This window comes from Novosphingobium percolationis (assembly GCF_020179425.1).
In the GTDB taxonomy this organism is placed as follows: domain Bacteria; phylum Pseudomonadota; class Alphaproteobacteria; order Sphingomonadales; family Sphingomonadaceae; genus Novosphingobium; species Novosphingobium percolationis.
Window position 1 is genome coordinate 370,917 of record NZ_JAILYM010000003.1, and the last position, 19,617, is coordinate 390,533.

Annotated in this window: 16 protein-coding genes and 1 tRNA gene; 13 read left to right on the forward strand and 4 right to left on the reverse strand. The window is 66.5% G+C overall.

The features are described 5' to 3' along the window. The first annotated feature begins 122 nt into the window (after positions 1-122). The 3 genes from K3A84_RS10245 to K3A84_RS10255 are packed head-to-tail and all read left to right on the forward strand — an operon-like array spanning position 123 to position 2,681. Complete coding sequence (locus tag K3A84_RS10245) at positions 123-1,538, forward strand: cytochrome ubiquinol oxidase subunit I (protein WP_225009246.1); 1,416 nt, start codon at positions 123-125, stop codon at positions 1,536-1,538. Further along, positions 1,538-2,542, forward strand: coding sequence for a cytochrome d ubiquinol oxidase subunit II (gene cydB, locus K3A84_RS10250; protein ID WP_225009247.1), 1,005 nt, complete (start codon positions 1,538-1,540; stop codon positions 2,540-2,542). The genes K3A84_RS10245 and cydB overlap by 1 nt, the downstream gene beginning before the upstream one ends. Beyond that, a complete protein-coding gene (locus K3A84_RS10255) occupies positions 2,529-2,681 on the forward strand; it encodes a DUF2474 domain-containing protein (RefSeq protein ID WP_225009248.1) in 153 nt (50 codons plus the stop codon). The genes cydB and K3A84_RS10255 overlap by 14 nt, the downstream gene beginning before the upstream one ends. 4 nt (positions 2,682-2,685) lie before the next feature. Here the strand turns inward: K3A84_RS10255 and K3A84_RS10260 are convergent, their stop codons facing one another. The 3 genes from K3A84_RS10260 to K3A84_RS10270 form a co-directional block, all read right to left on the reverse strand. Next, complete coding sequence (locus K3A84_RS10260) at positions 2,686-5,535, reverse strand: M16 family metallopeptidase (RefSeq protein ID WP_225009249.1); 2,850 nt, start codon at positions 5,533-5,535, stop codon at positions 2,686-2,688. A 66-nt stretch (positions 5,536-5,601) separates the two neighbouring features. Beyond that, positions 5,602-7,014 (reverse strand): chemotaxis protein CheW, encoded by a 1,413-nt coding sequence (locus K3A84_RS10265; protein ID WP_225009250.1) that lies wholly within the window; start codon positions 7,012-7,014, stop codon positions 5,602-5,604. Continuing rightward, positions 7,011-9,788, reverse strand: a complete 2,778-nt coding sequence (locus K3A84_RS10270) for a methyl-accepting chemotaxis protein (RefSeq protein ID WP_225009251.1) — start codon at positions 9,786-9,788, stop codon at positions 7,011-7,013. The genes K3A84_RS10265 and K3A84_RS10270 overlap by 4 nt, the downstream gene beginning before the upstream one ends. 277 nt (positions 9,789-10,065) lie before the next feature. Here K3A84_RS10270 and K3A84_RS10275 point away from each other — a divergent pair, with 277 nt between their 5' ends. Continuing rightward, a complete protein-coding gene (locus tag K3A84_RS10275) occupies positions 10,066-13,692 on the forward strand; it encodes a calcium-binding protein (RefSeq protein WP_225009252.1) in 3,627 nt (1,208 codons plus the stop codon). Positions 13,693-13,734: 42 nt separating this feature from the next. Here K3A84_RS10275 and purC read toward each other — a convergent pair whose 3' ends face one another. Then, positions 13,735-14,520, reverse strand: a complete 786-nt coding sequence (gene purC / locus K3A84_RS10280; RefSeq protein WP_225009253.1) for a phosphoribosylaminoimidazolesuccinocarboxamide synthase — start codon at positions 14,518-14,520, stop codon at positions 13,735-13,737. A gap of 313 nt (positions 14,521-14,833) precedes the next feature. On the opposite strand from purC, the gene wrbA reads away from it, so the two are divergent. The 9 genes from wrbA to K3A84_RS10325 all read left to right on the forward strand — a co-directional run bounded on the left by wrbA (position 14,834) and on the right by K3A84_RS10325 (position 19,615). After that, on the forward strand, positions 14,834-15,433 hold the full coding sequence (gene wrbA, locus K3A84_RS10285; RefSeq protein WP_225009434.1) for an NAD(P)H:quinone oxidoreductase: 600 nt from the start codon (positions 14,834-14,836) through the stop codon (positions 15,431-15,433). 112 nt (positions 15,434-15,545) lie between these two features. Next, positions 15,546-15,770, forward strand: coding sequence for a 50S ribosomal protein L31 (rpmE, locus tag K3A84_RS10290; RefSeq protein ID WP_169491980.1), 225 nt, complete (start codon positions 15,546-15,548; stop codon positions 15,768-15,770). Positions 15,771-15,876: 106 nt separating this feature from the next. Further along, positions 15,877-16,335 carry a GspH/FimT family pseudopilin gene (locus K3A84_RS10295; protein ID WP_225009254.1) on the forward strand — a complete coding sequence of 153 codons (459 nt, stop codon included), beginning with the start codon at positions 15,877-15,879 and terminating at the stop codon, positions 16,333-16,335. Beyond that, positions 16,322-16,702 (forward strand): type II secretion system minor pseudopilin GspI, encoded by a 381-nt coding sequence (gene gspI / locus K3A84_RS10300; RefSeq protein ID WP_225009255.1) that lies wholly within the window; start codon positions 16,322-16,324, stop codon positions 16,700-16,702. The genes K3A84_RS10295 and gspI overlap by 14 nt, the downstream gene beginning before the upstream one ends. After that, complete coding sequence (gene gspJ / locus K3A84_RS10305) at positions 16,699-17,289, forward strand: type II secretion system minor pseudopilin GspJ (protein WP_225009256.1); 591 nt, start codon at positions 16,699-16,701, stop codon at positions 17,287-17,289. Before gspI ends, gspJ begins: the two co-directional genes overlap by 4 nt. Then, positions 17,286-18,263, forward strand: a complete 978-nt coding sequence (gene gspK, locus K3A84_RS10310; RefSeq protein WP_225009257.1) for a type II secretion system minor pseudopilin GspK — start codon at positions 17,286-17,288, stop codon at positions 18,261-18,263. Before gspJ ends, gspK begins: the two co-directional genes overlap by 4 nt. A 258-nt stretch (positions 18,264-18,521) precedes the next feature. Then, positions 18,522-18,598, forward strand: a tRNA-His gene (locus K3A84_RS10315). A 129-nt stretch (positions 18,599-18,727) separates the two neighbouring features. After that, the gene (gene ccmC / locus K3A84_RS10320; RefSeq protein ID WP_225009258.1) at positions 18,728-19,456 is read left to right on the forward strand and encodes a heme ABC transporter permease CcmC; all 729 of its coding nucleotides are present in this window, start codon (positions 18,728-18,730) and stop codon (positions 19,454-19,456) included. Between the two features lie 18 nt (positions 19,457-19,474). Next, positions 19,475-19,615: a hypothetical protein gene (locus K3A84_RS10325; protein WP_225009259.1), complete on the forward strand. Its 141-nt coding sequence runs from the start codon at positions 19,475-19,477 to the stop codon at positions 19,613-19,615. Positions 19,616-19,617: the final 2 nt, after the last annotated feature.

Below are 19,617 nucleotides of genomic sequence, written 5' to 3' on the forward strand. Positions count from 1 at the left end.
GCAACGCATTGCAATTCCTGCACTTGCTCTGCAAACAATTCACTTTACCGGTTTCTAATGCAAGCCTAGCCCGCGCCGTGCCCGCCAGCAGAGCGGACGATACGAAAATGGGGAGAAGCCGCGTGTTCACGGGCTTTGATGCACTCGTTCTCGCACGGATGCAGTTCGCCTTCACGGTGAGCTTTCATTTCATTTTTCCCGCCTTCTCGATCGGGCTGGCCAGCTACCTCGCCGTTCTGGAAGGCCTGTGGCTGAAGACCGGCAAGGCGCTCTACCTCGACCTGTTCCGCTACTGGCTGAAGATCTTCTCCGTCGTCTTCGCGATGGGCGTCGTCTCGGGCCTCGTCATGTCCTACCAGTTCGGCACCAACTGGTCGGTGTTCTCCGACAAGGCGGGCGGGGTGATCGGGCCGCTGATGGCCTATGAAGTGCTGACCGCGTTCTTCCTCGAAGCCGGTTTCCTCGGCGTGATGCTGTTCGGCATGGGGCGCGTGGGCCGGGGCCTGCATTTCAGTGCGACGCTGATGGTGGCGCTGGGCACGTTCATCTCGGCCTTCTGGATCCTGTCGGTCAATTCGTGGATGCAGACGCCGACCGGCTACGAGATCGGGCCGCAGGGCCAGTTCCTGCCGGGGCCGAGCTGGCTGGCGATCATCTTCAACCCCAGCTTCCCCTATCGCCTCGTCCACACCGTGATCGCCGCCTATCTGACGACCGCCTTCATGGTCGGTGCGGTGGGGGCGTTGCACCTGCTGCGCGACCGCACCAACGCCCATGCGCGCAAGATGTTCTCGATGGCGATGTGGATGGCCGCCCTCGTCGCGCCGGTGCAGATCCTCGCGGGCGATGCGCATGGCCTCAACACGCTGGAGCACCAGCCGGCCAAGGTCATGGCGATGGAGGGTCACTTCCAGAGCCACCCGCACGGCGCGCCGCTCTACCTGTTCGGCCTGCCCGACGACAAGGCGCAGACGCTGCGCTACGCGATCGGGATTCCAAAGGCTTCGAGCCTGATCCTCAAGCACGATCCGAATGCGCCGCTCGCAGGTCTCGACACCATCGCGCCCGACAAGCGCCCGCCGGTGTGGATCGTGTTCTGGTCGTTCCGCGTGATGGTGGGCCTCGGCTTCCTGATGCTCGGCCTCGGGCTATGGAGCCTGGCCGCGCGGGCTGCGAAGAAGCTCTACGACTGGCCCTGGCTGCATCGCGCGGCGCTGGTCATGGGGCCATCGGGCTTCGTCGCGGTGATCGCCGGGTGGGTGACGACCGAAGTCGGCCGCCAGCCCTACACCGTCTATGGCCTGCTCACGACGGCGCAAAGCCGCAGCCCGATCGCCGCGCCCGCGGTCGGCGCCTCGTTGCTGGCCTTCGTCGTGGTCTATTGCGCGGTGTTCGGCGTCGGCATCTGGTACATTCTCAAGCTGATGCACGGCGTGCCTCATCCGCATGAGACGGGGCCGGAAGCCGACGAACGCGCGCCGATCCGCAGCGCCGGGATCACCCCCGGACCTGCCCAGCATCTGGAAGGAGAGGCGTGATGGTCCATCTCGATCTGACGACGGTGTGGGCCTTCATCATCGCCTTTGCCGTGCTGATGTACGTGGTGATGGACGGCTTCGACCTTGGCATCGGCATCCTGTTCCCCTTCTACCGCGTTGGGGAAGAGCGGGATCAGGCAATGAACGCCATTGCCCCGGTGTGGGACGGCAACGAGACCTGGCTGGTGCTGGGTGGTGGCGGCCTGTTCGCGGCCTTTCCGCTGGCCTACGCGGTGATCCTGCCCGCGACTTATCCGCTGATCATCGCGATGCTGCTCGGTCTCGTGTTCCGGGGCGTGGCCTTCGAATTCCGCTGGCGCGATCCGCGTCACCGGGCGTTCTGGGACATGGCGTTCTTCGGTGGCTCGGTCGTCGCCGCGCTGGCGCAGGGCATTACGCTCGGCGCGCTGTTGCAGGGCATCCATGTGGAAGGGCGCGCCTATGCGGGCGGCTGGCTCGACTGGCTTTCACCCTATTCGCTGATGACCGGCGCGGGCGTGGTCGCGGGCTATGCCCTGCTCGGCGCGTGCTGGCTGGCGATCAAGGTGGAAGGCGATGCGCAACATCGCGCTTTCGCGCAGGCGCGGCTGGCGGCTTTTGCCACGCTGATGGCGATGGCGGCGGTCAGCCTCGCCACGCCCTTCCTGGCCGGACAATACTTCGCGCGCTGGTTCCAGATGCCGATGCTGATCGCGCTGGCCCCGGTGCCGGTCGCCACCGTGACCATCGCCGCGCTGCTGCTGCGCGCGCTGAAGCGGCGCAAGGAGTGGCCCCCGTTCCTCTATGCGCTGGCGCTGTTCGGGCTGGGCGCGGTGGGGCTGGGGGTGTCGATGTGGCCTTATGTCGTGCCGCAGTCGATCACCATCTGGCAGGCCGCCGCACCCGAAAGTAGCCAGGTCTTCATGCTGGTGGGGGTGGCTTTGGTGATGCCGCTGATCCTGGCCTACACAGGCTGGGCCTATTGGGTGTTCCGGGGGAAGGTGGGCGAACATGGCTATCATTGACCCACGCCTGACCGGCGCGGAAGCCGCCGAGGCGCAGCCCTTGTGGAAGCGCATCGGCTGGATGGCCGCAATCTGGCTGGCGAGCGTGCTGGCGCTCGGCGTCGTCGCGAGCATCCTGCGCCTCTGGCTGAAGGGTTAGGACTTCAGTCGGTCGGCGCAGGCACGCCTTCGGGCAGGACCAGCACCGTCACCGGCCGGCCCGCCAGCCAACGCCGCGCGGTCGCCTGGACGTCCGCCATGGTCAATGCGGCCAGCCGCTCGCGCGCCTTCTGGAAGCGTTCGATGCGGTCGGGCCGCGATTGCGCGCGCTCGACCAGCCCAATCCACCCGCCATTGCTTTTCAGCGCGTTGTCGAGCCGTTCGAGCATCGGCGCGCGCGCGCGCTGCAACACGTCGGCATCGACCGGCGCGGCGAGCAGGTCTCGCACCGTTTCGGCAAAGGCGGCGCGGGTCGCCGCCACGTCGGCCACGTCGACCGAAGCCTGCAAGGTGAACGTGCCGTAGCCGGTGTAGACGCGCGACATCGCCGAACTCGCGCCCGGTGAATAGGACTTGCCCAGCTTCTCGCGCACGCTGTCGGTTACTTCGATCCCGGCGATTTCTTCCAGCAGGCCCAGCCGCAGCACCTCCAGCGGGTCGGCATCGTCGGTGGTCGGCCAGATGAGGCGCACGACGGCCTGATTGGCCGCGCCCTGGTGGCGGATCACCGCCACGCCGCGTTTGGCGGTGAATCCGCGCTGGCGCGCCTCGATATGGGGCAGGAATGAGGGTTCGCGCGGTGGCAGCGCGCCAAAGGTGCTGGCGACCAGCGCAATCGCCTGTGCCTCGTCGAAATCGCCGACCAGCGCCAGCTCGATCGCGCCATGGGAAAGGCGGTCGCCGATGTGGTCCTTGAGCTGCGCGAGCGTCAGCGCCTGATAAGCGGCGGGCGGTTGCAAGGTGAAGCGCGGATCGTTGTCCGACAGCACCGCGCCCAACTCGTTCGCCAGTGCCAGCCCCGGCGTCGCATCGCGCCGGGCGAAGAAGTTGGTCATGTTCTGGCGGAACAGCACTTCGGCTTCGGGCCGGTAGCCGGGATCGGTGACGGTGGCGGCCAGCAATTGCAATTGCAGCTCCAGATCGCGTCGCGTCGTCGTGCCGCCAGCGACGAAGGCATCGCCGCTGGCGACGATGCCGTTGGCGACCGAACGGCCCGCCAGCAGCGTCTGCAAGGCATCCTGACTGTGCTTGCCAAGCCCGCCGTTGGACAGCACCGAGGTCATCTCCACCGCGGTCGGATCGGCGCGGGTTTCGAGCAGTTCGCCGCCATCGATGGCAAGGCGCAACTGGATGCGGTCGGTCTCCAGCGTCGTGCGCTTGAGGTTCAGGCGCACCCCGTTGGCGAAGCGCACGGTGCGGATGGCGAGCGCCGGATCGGTCGCATCGGCCACCACCGTTCCGGGCGCGCCAAAGTCGGTATAGGCGAAGCTTGTCGCCGCCTCGGTGTCGTTGAGCGCCGTCTCGGTGCCGTTCGCGTGGGCCCACGCCTGGCGGAGCGCCTTCGCCCCACCTTCGGGCGCCTTGCGGCCCTGGAAGCGCAGCAGCGGCTCCTTCAGCGGCAGCGCCTCCCACTTGAGTGCGGCCAGCACGGCCTGCGGGGTGATGGTGGGGGCAAAGGCGTTGAAGCGATCGAGCGCGCTCTGCGGGCTGGTAGGCACCTGATCGTCGCGCACTAGCGCCAGCGCGGCAGCGACCAGCGCGCCGTTCGAACGCGTCTGCGCCGATGCGGCGGCATTCTCGATGCCGGTGCGGATGCCCGCCACCTGCTCGGCGATCTCTGCAGGGGTGAAGCCATGTTTGAGCGCTTGCGCCAGCACTTGCGCGGCGCTGGTCAGGCCCTTGCGCCAGCCGCCGTCCTCGGTGTCGACGACCAGATTGGTGGTGCGCCCGATCCTGAACACGTCGCTGGTGCCGAAGCCCGCGCCCCGGAATGGCGGGGCAACCTGCCGCGAAAGGCTGAGGAAGCGGCGGTTGATCACGCCATAGCCGATCTGGCGCAACAGTTGCGCGCGGCGGCTGGCGGCGCTGTCGGGTTCGTCTTGCCACGGCCCGTGGCGCGAGGCGGTGACGCGTTCGGACAAGGGTGGGGCGATCCAGATGTCCGTCTGGCCCTTCTGGCCGGCCAGAACCTTGCCCTGATCGGGGCGCGGGCTTTTCGGCGTAGCGCCCCAGTCCTCGAAATGCGCGCGGATCGCGGTTTCGACCGCGTCGGGGGCGAATTCACCCGAGATCACCAGCGTGACCTTGGCCGGCACATATTCGCGCCGCCAGAAGGCCTTGAGGCTGTCCGCGCTCGCCGCGTTGAGCGTTTCGACCGTGCCGATCGGCAGGCGGTTGCGATAGGTCGCCTGCGGGTAGAGGAAAGCGATCTGGTCCTTCATGTTCTCAAGCGCATAGCCTTGCCCGTCGCGCAGCTCGGACAGCACGACGCCGCGTTCGCGCGCCACCGCCTCGGGATCGAAACGCAGTTCGCTGGCGGTTTCGCGCATCAGCATCAGCGCGGTGTCCAGCAGCTTGGGATCGTTGCGCGGCAGGTCGAGCATGTAGAGCGTGTGTTCGAACCCGGTCTGCGCGTTGGTGTCCGCGCCAAACGCGAGGCCGGCCCGTTCGAGCAGCCTGACCATCTCGCCCTCGGGAACGCGGGTACTGCCGTTGAAAGCCATATGTTCGACGAAATGCGCAAAGCCGCGTTCGTCATCGCGCTCGTCAAGCGAGCCGGTCGCGACGTTCATGCGGACCACGGCTGTGCCGGGCGGGGTGGCGTTGCGGCGGATCACGAAGCGCATGCCGTTGGCCAGCTTGCCGAAGCGGAAGGCCGGATCCGGCGCCAGGTCGCTGTGCTGGAATGCCCAGTCGACGGGCGGTGGCGGAGGCGTGATGGCTGGTGGCGAAACCGCGCAGCCCGCGAGCAGGGAAAGGGTCAGCAGGGCGGGAAAGGGCGTGAAGCTGCGCATCGCGCGCCTTTTGGCCCGGCATGCGCGTGGGCGCAATCGTGGCTTGTCGGGACAGGGCGCGAGGGCTCAGGCCGCGACGGGCGGGGCGATCCTTTCCTGCGCGATGATCCCTGCCAGGTCGACGACAGCGCAGGTGCGCCCGTCGGGCAGCCGCACCGTGGCCGCAGGTACGCGGACATTGTCCCCGCCGCGCGCGAGGTTCTGGAGGAACACGCGCTCGACCGCGACCAGCGCGTCGATCTGGAAGCCCATGGTGTCGCCCTCGCTTTCGACCATGACCACGAAGCGGTGCGTTCCATCCGATTCGAGCCCGAGGCATTGGGCAAGGTCCATCAGTGGCACCCCGCGTCCACGATGCGCGATGATCGCGGCGGGGCCGGGGCCGACCAGATCGATGCGTTCGGCAGGGGCTGGAATGATTTCGGCGACTTGCGCCAGCGGCGCCGCGCAAGTGGACTGGCCCAGCGCCATGATCAGGAACGGTTCGGCCTTGCGCGTCGCCGCAGGGGCGTCCGCGCCGATTCTGGCGGCGATCGCTGCCTTTTCCTCGATCAGCGACAGCGCTTGCAGCCGTTCGTCAGCCGTGACCGCTTCCTCGTCGAGCAGCAGGTGCGCGCGTTCGGCCTTGTAGATGCCGCGCAGCCGCCCCGGCTCGCCGATGCGGAAGGCTTGCAGGGGCAGCACGTCGTCGTCCTGCAACCGGCGCATGTCGCAAACCTCGTCGATGGCCAGCGCGACCAGTCGCCCTTCGGGCAGCCGCAGCACGACGCTGGCGAAGGCCGCGCGGCGTTCGAGCATGCCGAGCCCCAGCAGCAGCAGCGTGTCGGCCACGGGAATGCGGCGACCGTTGTAGTCGAGCATCCCCAGCCACAGCGGCGTTTCGGCCGCAGGCGGCAGCAGGGGCGAGACCGGCACTGTCGCTTCCACCGCGCTGGTGGCAAGGCCGAGCGGCTTGCCACCGCAATCGATCAGCAGCGTGGGCGCGCCGCGTTCGGCATGGGCGGCGCGATCGACCGGGTGGTCGACGGTCACCGCCAGTCCTGGCAGGGCTGCAAATCCGACCGGATCGAGTAGCGCGCCGCTGCGCCCCTGGTGGACGAAGCCGGCCGCGATCGGGCGGGCCACGTCCGCTGCGTCGGCGGGGACGGCCAGCGGCGACAACGCTTCAGCGGCAAGGTCGATCACGCCGCAGATCTCGTCGACCAGCAGGCCCACCACGCCCCCGCCCGTGCGCAGGACCAGAATGACCGCGCCCGGCACCGGGGGCAGGCCCAGCGTGCGCGCCAGATCCATCACCGGGATGACTGAACCGCGCAGGTCGATCGCGCCGAGCACGTCGTCGCGCGGCGCGGGAAAGCCGATCAGCGTGGCGGGGCGCGGCGTCACTTCGCGGATCGCGTCGATCGGCAGCGCCATCAGGCTTTCGCCGAGGCGAAACAGGCCGTGCAGGCCGGGACCGGCTGCCCCGCGCGCGTTCATGCCGCGACCGAGCCGCTTTCGTTGGTTGCGGTGGCGAGCTTGCGGATCAGTTCAACCGCGTCGTGCGTCACCTGATCCTGCGCGCGCGCGGACTGGCTGATCGCCTCGATCGCGCGGCCGGTGTGCTCTGCCGACAGGGCAATCCCGGTAAACGCTTCGCTGGCGTTGTGCGAGCGGCCAGTACCTTCGCCGATACGCGCGATCGATTCGTCAATCAGGCGGCTGATGTCGCGCGCGGCGGTGGAACTGCGCTCGGCCAGCTTGCGCACTTCGCCTGCCACCACGGAGAAGCCCACGCCATGTTCGCCCGCGCGCGCGGCCTCGATCTCGGCGTTGAAGGCCAACAGGTTGGTCTGCCCCGCGATCTCGCCGATGATCGAGACGATCTCGGCGATGCCCGAGGCCGATTTCTGGATCAGTTCGATCGATTCGATGGCGCCCGAGATGGCGGTGCGCCCGCCCTCGGCGTTGCATTGCGTCTCGCGCGAGAGCTTGCCTGCCGCCTCGGTCGCGTCGTTGATGGCGTGGATGGAGTTTGACAAGCGGTCGATCAGACCTGCCATTTCGTGCGCGCGGGTGCCGATGTCCTTTTCCAGCAGAACCTGGTCGGTCACGTCGGTCGCATACTTCACGATACGGACCGGATTGCCCGCCAGATCGAGAATGGGGTTGTAGGTCGCCTGGATATAGATGTCGCGATCGTACTTGCCGACGCGGTGGTAGCGGCCCGTGTGGAACTCGCCGCGGGTAAGGCGCAGCCAGAAGTCACGGTATTCCAGACTGCGGATATAGTCTGGGGAACAGAACATCGAATGGTGCTGGCCCAGCACCTCGCGCAGCGAATAGCCGGTCACGCGCAGGAAATTGTCATTCGCCGACAGCACGTTGCCGTCCAGATCGAACTCGATCACCGCCTGCGCGCGGCTGATGGCGTCGACTTTGGCCTGGAACTCGACAGCGCGGCGCTTCTGCTCGGTGATGTCGTTGGCGAACTTCACCACCTTCACCGGCTTGCCTTCCAGATCGAAGATCGGATTGTAGGTGGCCTGGATCCAGATATCGCGGCCGTCCTTGGTGCGACGGCGATATTCGCCGGTGTCGTATTCCCCGCGTGCCAGCTTTTCCCAGAACGCGGCGTATTCGGCCGATTGCGTCGTGGCCTGATCGCAGAACAGGCGGTGTTTCCGCCCGCGCACCTCGTCGATCGCATAGCCGGTCAGCGCGAGGAAGTTCTCGTTGGCATCGAGCACGGTGCCGTCGAGCGCGAACTCGACCATCGCTTGTGCGCGGTCGATCGCGTTGACCTTGCCTTCGAATTCCAGATTGCGCCGCTGCGTGTCGCTGATGTCGAGCGCGAACTTGACGATCTTGCTGGGGCGTCCCTCCAGATCGAGGATCGGATTGTAGGTGGCGCGGATCCACACTTCGCGGCCGTTGGCGGCGACGCGCTTGAACACGCCGGTCACGTATTCGCCGGTGCGCAGGCGCGACCACAGCTCGGCGTAGTCGGGCGAGGCGACATAAGCGGGTTCGCAGAAGATCTTGTGATTGCGCCCGACCACCTGGTCGAGATCGTAGCCCATGACCGACAGGAAGTTGGTGTTGGCAGCCAGCACGGTGCCATCCAGCGCGAATTCGATCACGGCCTGCGCGCGGTCGATCGCGGCGACCTTGCCCGCGGCTTCGGCGGCGGCTAGCCGCTGCTGGGTGACGTCCATCGCCACCTTGATGATCTTCACCGGCTCGCCATCCAGCCCGAATACCGGGTTGTAGCTCGCCTGGATCCAGACTTCGCCGCCGTCCTTGCGCAGCCGCTTGTATTCGCCCTGGTCGAAGTCGCCTTGGCCCAGCTTCTGCCAGAACTGGCGATGGGCGGCGCTGCCTGCGTATTCCTTGTCGCAGAAGATGCGGTGGTGCTGGCCGACGATGTCGTCGAGCGCATAGCCCATCAGGGTCAGGAAATTGCGGTTGGCATCCAGTACACGGCCCGAAAGATCGAATTCGATGAGCGCGAAGGCGCGGTCGATGGCGTCGAGCTTGCTCTTGTTCTCGACGCGCAGGGTCTGCTCCGCCGTCACGTCGAAGGCGTAGCTCAGCACCGAAACCAGCGCGCCTGCGCGATCACGCGTGGGCACGAACACTTCGCGCAGCCATGCGTCCTTGCCATCGGCGTTGCGGTGGCGACGGATGCAGCGGTGCGACTGGCCATCGGCGAGCAGCGGCCAGAACGTGGCCGGGTCCTCGCCGGCGGCGACATCGGCGGTCAGCGCATCGAAGCGCTGGCCCACGATCTCGGCCTCGTCGCGCCCGACGAGGTGGAAGAACAGGGCGTTGCCGCCGATGATGGTGCCGTCCGGACCGTACTGGCAGATCGCCAGTGCATGATTGATCGCTTCGAAGCGATGCACCATCAGGTCCGGCGCAATAGGGCTTTCGAAGGCGCGCACGCCCATGAAGATCACACGCTCCGCGCGCCCCGCCGTGCGCGCCGCCAGCCCGTTGATCGCGGCGAAACTGCCATCGGCCAGCGGCAACTGGCCCTGCACCTGCACTGGCGGGGCATCCACCTCGCCGATGTCGGCGGCATGATCGCGGAAGACCTGCGCCAGGCCGATATCGGCGCTCTCCTGCCCGGCGAGCAGCGCGCGGGCAGTATCGTTGGCGTCGACCAGTTCGCCGCTCTCCGGTTCGAAGGCGAGCACGATGAGGCTGTCGGCAAGCAGCGCTGCCCCTTGCGCGGTAAGATCAAGCGGCGGCGTCTGGTTGAAGGTCACAGGTCCCCCTCCATGGTTAACTGGCAATCGTTGCCTAACCTGACGGGGGATACGACTTTGGTAGGGGGCGACTCCGTGATGCTACGGAGCACGCACCGGGCGCAGGGCGCTCGGCCATGCGGATGGCTTCTCCGACAGCGGTTGGCGCCCGCCGCTCTGGCCATGGGCCAGGAAGCCATGGCGCGCGGATAATGCCATTTCTGCCAGAACTTCAAATCCGGTTGGAACCGGCTCGATGACTGTGCTTCATGGGCTGACAATTGAGGGGGCAAGCGCGATGGCGAATTTCACCGGCACCAGCGACGACGACAGTTACACCGGCACTTCAGGGCAGGATCTGATTGCCGGATACGGCGGTGCCGACCAGCTTAACGGTGGCGAGGGGGATGACTTCATTGCCTCGGGCGAGCCCGCCGATCGCTTCGGTGAATATTACGGAAAGGCGATTTCGCTGGATACGAGCACCGCCAAGGATGATTTGAACGGCGGGGGCGGGAACGATCATCTCTATGCCGGTTACGGGGATAACGTTGACGGGGGAAGCAACGATGCTTTCGGTGACTACCTGTCCATCAGCTTTCTTGGCGCGCCCGCGGGGATCACGGTCGATTTCCGTCTTGCGAGCCAGACGATCGGCGGCGGCACGATCAAGAACATCGAGAATCTGACGTGGGTGCAGGGCAGCCGGTTCGACGATACGATCAACGCCAACGACGCCACGACCGGCTACACCGAATTCAGTACCGTTCTGGGCATGGGCGGAAACGACCATATCATCGGCGGATATTACACGACCCTCATCGATGGCGGAAATGGCAACGACACGATCGATGCGGGGGATTCGATCTATTCGCCCGAAGTCCATGGCGGCAGCGGCAACGATACGATCAACGCCACGGCCAACAATGGCGGCAAGATTTACGGCGACGGCGGCAACGACACGATCTTTTCGACTTCGGGTGCCTGGGGTGGCGATGGCAACGACAGGATCACGGTGCTCCCAGGATACTATGGCAATGCCGCGTTTGGCGAAAGCGGTGACGACATCCTGAAGTCCGCAGGGGACAATGCGGTCTATCTGGCGGGTGGCACGGGCGCCGACAGGTTGACCGGATCGAGCCAGGACGACACGCTGTTGACCGACGGCGACCGTTCGGTGACCGCCGTGCCCTTCCCCGATCTGGAAGCCGATCACGACATTGTCGTCGCAGGCGCCGGCAACGATACCATCTGGGCAGGGATGGGTGACGATATCGATGGGGGTGAAGGCACGGACAAGCTGGGACTGTCGCTCGCGGGTTCTGCCAGCGGTGTGGATATCGCGACGGCGAACATCCTGTCGGGAAAAGGTACGTTTCTTGGCGGGACGATCCGCAATGTCGAAGCGCTGACATTCCTTGGCGCGACACGCTTTGCAGACACGATCGCGGTAACCATCAAGGGCGCGCCAGAGGAGATCGATGCCGACGCAGGCAACGACACCTTTCTTGCCAACGGCGTGGCCGTGGTGCTGCGCGGCGGCGAGGGCGCGGACAAACTGGTTGCGAACAAGGGCGGCGGGTTCTTCGATGGCGGAGAGGGTAGCGATACCGCAACGTTCATCGGCGCTCACACGGGCGTCAAGGCGACGGTCGTCGGCAGCTTTGCCGGATTCGTCGGCGGAACAACGATGCTTCAGTCGGTCGAAAAGATTGTCGGATCGAATTTCGGCGACGTGCTGACCGGCGCTGACGCGGACGAGACGTTGATGGGCATGGACGGCGATGACACCCTTTCCGGCGGCGCAGGCAACGATCTGCTCGTCGGTGGGGCGGGGGCCGATATCATTCGCGGCGGCGCGGGGGATGACACCTATGTCGTTACCGACCTTGGCGATACGCTTGTCGAAAAGGCGATGGAGGGCGCCGACACGGTGCGCAGCACGGTAGACTTCACGCTGGGCAGTTCCTTCGAGCGCCTGGTATTGACCGGCAGCGACGACTTGGCGGGCACGGGCAACGAGGTCGCCAACGTGTTGAACGGCAATTCCGGGGCCAACACGCTGTTGGGGCTGGGCGGCGATGATCTGCTGGCGGGCGGCGGCGGTGCCGACAAGCTGGACGGGGGCGAAGGCAGCGATATCTATTTCTTCCGCAATAGCGCGGAACTGGCCGGCGCGGCGATCATGGACAGCGGGACGAGCGGGATAGATACCCTGCGCTATGCAGGGACCAGCGCGGAAAGCCTGATACTTGCCGACGTGACGGGAATCGAGAAGATCGTCATCGGCACGGGGACCGAGGCGCTGGCCGACCGTACCGGCAAGGCCGACATCGCCATCGACGCTTCGGCGGTAAGCCATCAAGTGGTGATAGAAGGGAATGCCGGGGCGAATCTGCTTGTCGGATCAAGTCATGACGACAGGCTCGACGGCGGGGCTGGTAACGACCATCTTTCCGGTGGGGACGGTGCGGACACACTGGCAGGCGCACTGGGCGACGATACGATCAACGGCGGTGCGGGCAATGACCGGCTCGACGGAGGGGCTGGCAACGACAGCCTTGCAGGGGGCCTTGGGGACGATCGCATCGATGCGGGCGCGGGTGAAGATACCTTGTCCGGCGGTGATGGCGCTGACACTCTTTTCGGTCGCGATGGCTTCGACACGATCGATGGCGGTGCGGGCAACGACAGGCTCGACGGGGGCGCGGGCAACGATACGCTGAGCGGCGGAGATGGCGCCGATATGCTGCTCGGACGGGACGGCGATGACACGATCGACGGGGGCGCGGGCAATGACCGTATCGACGGCGGCGGTGGCGTCGACAGCCTGACAGGTGGCTTAGGCGATGACCGGCTCGACGGTGGAGCAGGCAACGATACGCTGACCGGCGGAGATGGCGCCGATACGCTGCTAGGACGGGACGGGGGCGACACGATCGAGGGCGGCGCTGGCAATGACAGCATCGATGGCGGAACCGGGGCAGACATATTGATCGGCGGCATCGGCAACGACAGCTACCAGGTCGACGACGTTGCCGACACGATCACGGAGAAAGGTGGCGAGGGGCAGGACACGGTGACGGCCAGCGTCAACTGGACACTGGGCGACAATGTGGAGAACCTGCGTCTCATCGATGCCGCGATCAGCGGCACCGGCAATGCGCTCGCCAATCGCATCGATGGCAATGACGCCAGCAACCTGCTGGACGGTGGCGCCGGGGACGATACGCTCGTCGGCGGCCTTGGCGACGACATTTATCGAATCCGATCAGGCGAGGGACAGGACACCATCATCGAGAACAGCGGTGGGGGCATGAACGACGTGGTCCAGACTACGCTGTCGCTGACGTTGCCTACCAATGTCGAGGTCGGCATCGCTGCAGGGTCGGGGGCTGTGGCTGTGACGGGCAACGCGCTCGACAACACGCTGGTCGGCAACAGCGCCGGAAATACGCTGGCCGGGGGCGACGGCCGTGACGTGCTGTTTGGTCTGGGCGGCAACGACAGCCTGCGCGGTGATGGCGGCGACGACCTGATCTACGGCGGGGACGGCAACGATACCCTGACCGGAGGCGCCGGCGCCGACTTTTTTGTCGTATCGACGCGTCTGGGCGAAGGAGTCGACCAGATCACGGACTTCGTGTCCGGGACCGACAAGGTTCTCGTCCTCAATGATTACGTGTCGGGAACTTTGACGGCGGAGGGATTCGTCGTTGGGACCAGCGCTCGTGACGACAACGATATCGCTATCTACGACAGGGCGAGCGGCAAGCTCTATGTGGATTACGATGCCAACGGGCCGCAGCAGAAGGTGCTGCTGGCGCAGTTCGCACCCAACACGGCGCTCGCCGCGAGCGACTTCCTGCTGGATTTTGCAGGATCATTTCCGCTGCCCGCCAGCGGAAACGATCTGATCATCTGAAGCTCTTTGCAAAAGGGGGCGGTCGGCGCCGCCCCCTTCGGATCACTTCTTGGTGCGCAGCTTGCGGTGTGCGCCGAGGTCGAGCACTTCGCTCGGACCCCCATCGTTTTCGAGCAGGCCGAGGCGGCGCGCCACTTCCTGATAGGCTTCCTCTTCGCCGCCGAGGTCGCGGCGGAAGCGGTCCTTGTCGAGCTTTTCGCCGGTGGCCATGTCCCACAGGCGGCAGCCGTCGGGGCTGATCTCGTCAGCCAGGATCACGCGGGCGTAATCGCCGTCCCAGATGCGGCCGAATTCCAGCTTGAAATCGACGAGGCGGATGCCGATCGCGGCGAACATGCCGCACATGAAGTCGTTCACGCGGATCGCCATCGACGAGATGTCCTGCATCTCCTCGTTGTTGGCCCAGCCGAAGCAGGCGATGTGCTCTTCGGCGATCATAGGATCACCCAGCGCATCGTCCTTGTAGTAGTATTCGATCAGCGTGTGGGGCAGCGGCTCGCCCTCCTCGATGCCGAGGCGCTTCGAGATCGAGCCGGCCGCCACGTTGCGCACCACCACTTCGATCGGGATGATCTCGACCTGGCGCACCAGCTGCTCGCGCATGTTCAGGCGGCGGATGAAGTGCGTGGGAATGCCGATGTGGGCGAGGCGCGTGAACACGTACTCGCTGATGCGGTTGTTGATCACGCCCTTGCCGTTGATCGTGCCGCGCTTCTGCGCGTTGAAGGCCGTCGCATCGTCCTTGAAGTACTGGATCAGGGTGCCCGGTTCCGGACCTTCGTAGAGGATCTTGGCCTTGCCTTCGTAGATCTGGCGGCGACGCGACATGGGCGACTCTTTCCCTATGGACCGGCGCGCATCGTAAACCGCGCGCGGCAAATCAAAAACCCCGGCGGGGCGAGGCGTCGCGGGCGAGCGAGCGCATCGAGAAGCCGGGGCGTCGAAGCGAGCCCCTTAGGCGAAAACGCGCAAAAGTGCAATTGCGGGCGCAGGACTAGAGTCCGGCATCGCTATCGTTCCATAACTTCGAACATTTCGTGCCAACTTATCGTGCTTACCGGAACGAGTGGAACGCGGCATATCGACATCGGTTGTCGCCGGACGCCTCTCCCTCCCGGCGCTCGCAAGAAGGAATCCCATGATGAGCAAGGTTCTGGTCCTCTATTATTCCAGCTACGGCCATCTCGAAACGATGGCCCACGCCATTGCCGAAGGCGCCCGTGCCACCGGCGCCGAAGTCGACGTCAAGCGCGTGCCCGAAACCGCCCCGCTCGAAGTCGCGCAGGCTGCGCACTTCAAGCTCGACCAGGCGGCGCCCGTCGCCACCGTGGCGGAACTGGAAGGCTACGATGCGATCATCGTTGGCACGGGTACGCGCTTTGGCCGCATCAGCAGCCAGATGGCGGCCTTCCTCGATCAGGCGGGCGGCCTGTGGGCGCGCGGCGCGCTGCACGGCAAGGTCGGTGCGGCGTTCACCAGCACCGCCACCCAGCACGGTGGGCAGGAAGTGACGCTGTTCTCGATCCTCACCAACCTGCTCCACTTCGGCATGACCATCGTCGGGCTCGACTATGGCCACCAGGGCCAGATGCGCAACGACGAGGTCGTCGGCGGCTCGCCCTATGGCGCGACCACGATTGCCAATGGCGACGGCAGCCGCCAGCCCAGCGAAACCGAGCTGGAGGGCGCGCGCTACCTCGGCAAGCGCGTGGCCGACACCGCCAACAAGCTGTTCGGCTGAAGCCCCGACATCGGGCAGGGCCGGGACTCGACAACCCGTCCCTTTCCCGCTAGGGGCGCGCCTTTCCATTATTGGGGCCGGTCGGAACCGGCTCTTGACCGGAGCGCGTTCGATGAAGGCCAACATTCACCCCGACTACCACACCATCAAGGTGCAGATGACCGACGGCACCGTGTTCGAAACCCGCTCCACCTGGGGCAAGGAAGGCGACACGCTGGCCCTCGAAATCGATCCCACCTCGCACCCGGCGTGGACCGGCGGTACGCGCCAGCTGGACCAGGGCGGCCGCGTCGCCCAGTTCAACAAGCGCTTCGGTGGCCTCAGCCTCAAGCGCTGATCGGCAACTCGGGGTTCTCGAGACTTCGAGAGTTTCAAGACAGGGAAAGGGCGGCCTCTCGGGGCCGCCCTTTTCGTTTGCGCGCCCTGCGCGTAAGCCTTGGCTGATGAACAGGTGCACGCTCCATCCCCGCCCAAACGGCTTTTCGCTGGTCGAGATGATGGTGGTGCTGTTCGTGATGGGCGTGCTGGCGGCCTCGGTCGTGCTGCTACTGCCGGGCGATGCCGACCGCCTGCGCCGCGAAAGCGAGCGGTTCGCCGCGCGCGCGTCCGCCGCGCGGGATGAAGCCATCGCCAGCGGGTCGCCGGTTGCGCTGGTGGTCAACGGCGCGGGCTACTACTTCGAGGAGCGCCACGACGGATCGTGGGGACCGGCGCAGGGGCGGGGCCTTGCGCTGACCAACTGGAGCGCAGGCACGGTCACCAGCACTGGCCGCGCGCGTCTGGTATTTGATCCTGTCGGCCTTGCCAGCAGCGAGTTGCGACTGCGCCTGTCGCGCGGCGATGCTGCGAGAACGATCACCATCGCGCGCAACGGCAGGGTGCGGGCCGATGACACGCCATAGCGCCGAGCGCGGTTTCACCCTGCTCGAACTGCTGGTCGCGCTGGCGGTCTTTGCCGTGGCCGCACTGGCGCTGGTGCGCATGGAAGGCGCGAGCATCGTCCGCACCGCCGATCTCGACCAGCGCGCCTTGCGCGAGATCGTGGCGCAGAACATGGCCAACGAGATCCTGACCGATCCGCTGCCGCCCGCCGAAGGGCAGGCGGGGGGCACGATTCGCAACGCCGGTCGGTTGTTCGCCTGGCGGCGCGACGTGGCCCGCGACCAGGGCCTCGGCGTCCTTGCCATCACCCTGTCGGTGCGCGAGGCGACCCCCGGTCGCGCCAGCCAGGCGACCACGCTGCATTTTGCCCGCCCGGCCGCATCATGATCGCGCGTCGAGCCAACGGCTTCACTCTGATCGAGATGCTGGTCGCGCTTGCGGTGTTCGCGCTGATCGCGGGCGGTGCGCTCACGCTGCTGCGCTTCAGCGTCGATGCCGAACTGGGAGCGAAGCGCAAGACCGAGGCCATGGCGCTGCAGCGTCGCTTCCTGTCCGTCTGGACCGCCGACCTCGCGCAGGCCGCGCCGCGCCCCTCGCGCGACGAGGCGGGCATTTCTCACCCCGCGTTCGAAGCGGGCGGGCCGGCGCTGCTGCGCTTCGTGTGCACTGGCTGGAGCAACGTCGACGGCGCGGCCCGGCCCAGCCTGCAAAAGGTCGAATGGCGCTGGGACGGCAAGGCGCTGGTGCGCAGCGGCACGCCGTTCCCCGATGGCGCGGCGCCCGATCCGGCGAGCGCCATGCTGCCGCTCGCCGCGGCGCCCGGCTTGCGTTTTCGCACGAACGATGGCGTCTGGCACGATCGTTGGGAACCCCAGCGCGAGGGCGAACTGCCCGTCGCGGTCGAACTGCTGCTGCCGCAACCGGGTGGCGAGCCGCTGCGGATCGTCTCGCTGGTCGGGGTGAACTACCAATGAGCCGCAGGCCGGACGAACGCGGTGCGGCGCTGCTGTCGGTGCTGCTGCTGGTGGCCGTGATGGCGGTGCTGGCGGCGGTGATGCTCGACCGGCTGAACCTCGCCACGCGGCTGGCGGGCAACGCGCAGGCCATGATGCGCGCGCGCCTTGCCGCGACCAGTGCCGAAAGCGTGGCGCTGGTGCGGCTCAAGGCGCTGGTCGATGCGCAGGGTGACCGCACCGTCGATGCGAACGGGCTGCTGGGGCGCGACGTGCCGTTGGCCTTGCCGCAGCTGGGTGCGGGGGCGGCGATCACCGTGCGGCTCGATGATGCGGGCAACTGCTTCAACGTCAATTCGCTGGTCCAGCAGGACATCGACGGCGCCTTGACCTTGCGCATCGTCGCGCTGGAGCAGTTGCGCGCGCTGATGGGGCAAGCCGGCCTCGGGCAGGATGAAGCCTTCCGCCTGTCCGACGCCATGGCCGACTGGATCGACAGCGATTCGGTTGCCCTGCCCAACGGCGCGGAAGACGCGGCCTATCGCGCGCTGCCGGTCCCCTATCGCACCGCCAACCGGCTGATCGTGGACCTGACCGAACTGCGCGCCGTGCGCGGCATGACCGCGCCGCTCTACCAGCGCCTGCGCCCGTGGTTGTGCGCGCTGCCCGCAGCAGAACTTTCGCCGATCCAGCTCAATACCCTGCGTCCCGAACAGGCCCCGCTGCTGGCGATGCTGGCGCCCGATGTCCTCACGCCGGCGCGCGCGCGCGGCCTGATCGCCGGGCGTCCGGGGCAGGGCTGGGCGAGTGCGGCCGATGCCTTCCGGGGCCTCGGCACGGCCCCGGCGCAAGCCACAGTGCGCAGCCGCTGGTTCGTGCTGACGCAGAGCGTACGCGTCGATTCGGTGGAACTGGAGGAACAGGCGCTGGTCGATACCGGCGTCACGCCCGCACGCATCGCCTTGCGCAGCTGGGGCGATGCCGAAAGCCGATAGTGCAGAGCGGGATTCGTGCCCCTTCGCGCTTGCGAGCCCGGCGAAAGCCGAGAAACGCATCCAGAGCGTTTTCAGCTGCCGCTGCGGATTGCTAGGTCGCCTGCGGCTCCTCGCAATGACGAAAGGGGCGGGGGGCACGGCGCTCGCGCCGTGAAATCGGGCCCGCCTGCAAAGTTTTCGCTTTTCATTTCCCTGTCATTCTGCAAAGGGGCTCGCCCGCGCCGGTCATCCTTTGCATGACCCTTCGCGGCTTGTGTGGCGATCGTAGCTCAGTTGGTTAGAGCGCCGGTTTGTGGTACCGGAGGTCGTGGGTTCGAACCCCATCGGTCGCCCCATATTCTCCCCAGATCCTGATGGTTGGGGCGCGCTGTCCGCAGCTTGCGCGGGGCAAGCCCCTTGCCGTTGCACAGGCTTGGTGGCAAGGCGGCGCAACTTCACGTCATCAGGCTGCAGAACCCCCGTCCATGCACGGTTTCGCCAATCCCGCCCGCTTCCTGCGCCTCGCGCGCTGGCTCATGCCGCTGTTGCTCGTTCCCGGTCTGGTGCTGGCGCTGGGCGCGCTGGCGTGGGGGCTGCTGATGGTTCCGCCCGATCGGCTGATGGGCGATACGGTGCGCATCCTGTTCATCCACGTGCCCGCCGCATGGCTGGGCATGGCCGGGTGGTCGACCATCGCCATTTCCAGCATCGTGGAACTCGTCTGGCGGCATCCGCTGGCCGGGATCGCGGCGCGCGCGGCTGCCGTGCCGGGGGCGGCCTTCACCGCGATCTGCCTTGCTACCGGCTCGATCTGGGCGCGGCCTACGTGGGGCACGTGGTGGGTGTGGGACGGGCGGCTGACCAGCTTCCTCGTGCTGCTGTTCCTCTATTTCGGCTATATCGCGCTGGCCAGCGCGGCGCAGCGCGATGCCGCCTCGGGCGGGGGCGCCAGCCGCGTGACCGCGATCTTCGGGCTTGTCGGGGCGATCAACATTCCCATCATCAACCGTTCGGTGGTGTGGTGGAACAGCCTGCACCAGCCGCCTTCGATCACCATGGGAAAGTCGGCGATCGACGCCACCTTCCTCGTGCCGCTGCTGATCGGCGCGCTGGGCTTTTCGCTGATCTTCGGCGGGGTGGTGCTGATGCGGATGCGCACGCTGCTCGCCAATATCCAGGCCGAGGCGCGCCTGCGCCGCAAGGCCATGGCGTGATCGAGGCCTGACAAGACGATGCACGAAGGCTTGAATCAGTGGGATTACGTGGTCGCCGCTCTGGCGATCGGTGTTGTCGGCACCCTGTTGCTGGTGGGCTGGAGCCTTGCCGCGATGGTGCGCGCCGAACGACGCAGAGATAAGGTGAAGGGCAAGTGAGC

Coding starts and splice junctions, on each gene's coding strand:
- cydB (WP_225009247.1), top strand. CDS start 1,538: ATGGTCCATCTCGATCTGACGACGGTGTGGGCCTTCATCATCGCCTTT.
- K3A84_RS10255 (WP_225009248.1), top strand. CDS start 2,529: ATGGCTATCATTGACCCACGCCTGACCGGCGCGGAAGCCGCCGAGGCG.
- K3A84_RS10260 (WP_225009249.1), bottom strand. CDS start 5,535: ATGCGCAGCTTCACGCCCTTTCCCGCCCTGCTGACCCTTTCCCTGCTC.
- K3A84_RS10265 (WP_225009250.1), bottom strand. CDS start 7,014: ATGAACGCGCGCGGGGCAGCCGGTCCCGGCCTGCACGGCCTGTTTCGC.
- K3A84_RS10275 (WP_225009252.1), top strand. CDS start 10,066: ATGGCGAATTTCACCGGCACCAGCGACGACGACAGTTACACCGGCACT.
- purC (WP_225009253.1), bottom strand. CDS start 14,520: ATGTCGCGTCGCCGCCAGATCTACGAAGGCAAGGCCAAGATCCTCTAC.
- wrbA (WP_225009434.1), top strand. CDS start 14,834: ATGAGCAAGGTTCTGGTCCTCTATTATTCCAGCTACGGCCATCTCGAA.
- rpmE (WP_169491980.1), top strand. CDS start 15,546: ATGAAGGCCAACATTCACCCCGACTACCACACCATCAAGGTGCAGATG.
- K3A84_RS10295 (WP_225009254.1), top strand. CDS start 15,877: ATGAACAGGTGCACGCTCCATCCCCGCCCAAACGGCTTTTCGCTGGTC.
- gspI (WP_225009255.1), top strand. CDS start 16,322: ATGACACGCCATAGCGCCGAGCGCGGTTTCACCCTGCTCGAACTGCTG.
- gspJ (WP_225009256.1), top strand. CDS start 16,699: ATGATCGCGCGTCGAGCCAACGGCTTCACTCTGATCGAGATGCTGGTC.
- gspK (WP_225009257.1), top strand. CDS start 17,286: ATGAGCCGCAGGCCGGACGAACGCGGTGCGGCGCTGCTGTCGGTGCTG.
- ccmC (WP_225009258.1), top strand. CDS start 18,728: ATGCACGGTTTCGCCAATCCCGCCCGCTTCCTGCGCCTCGCGCGCTGG.
- K3A84_RS10325 (WP_225009259.1), top strand. CDS start 19,475: ATGCACGAAGGCTTGAATCAGTGGGATTACGTGGTCGCCGCTCTGGCG.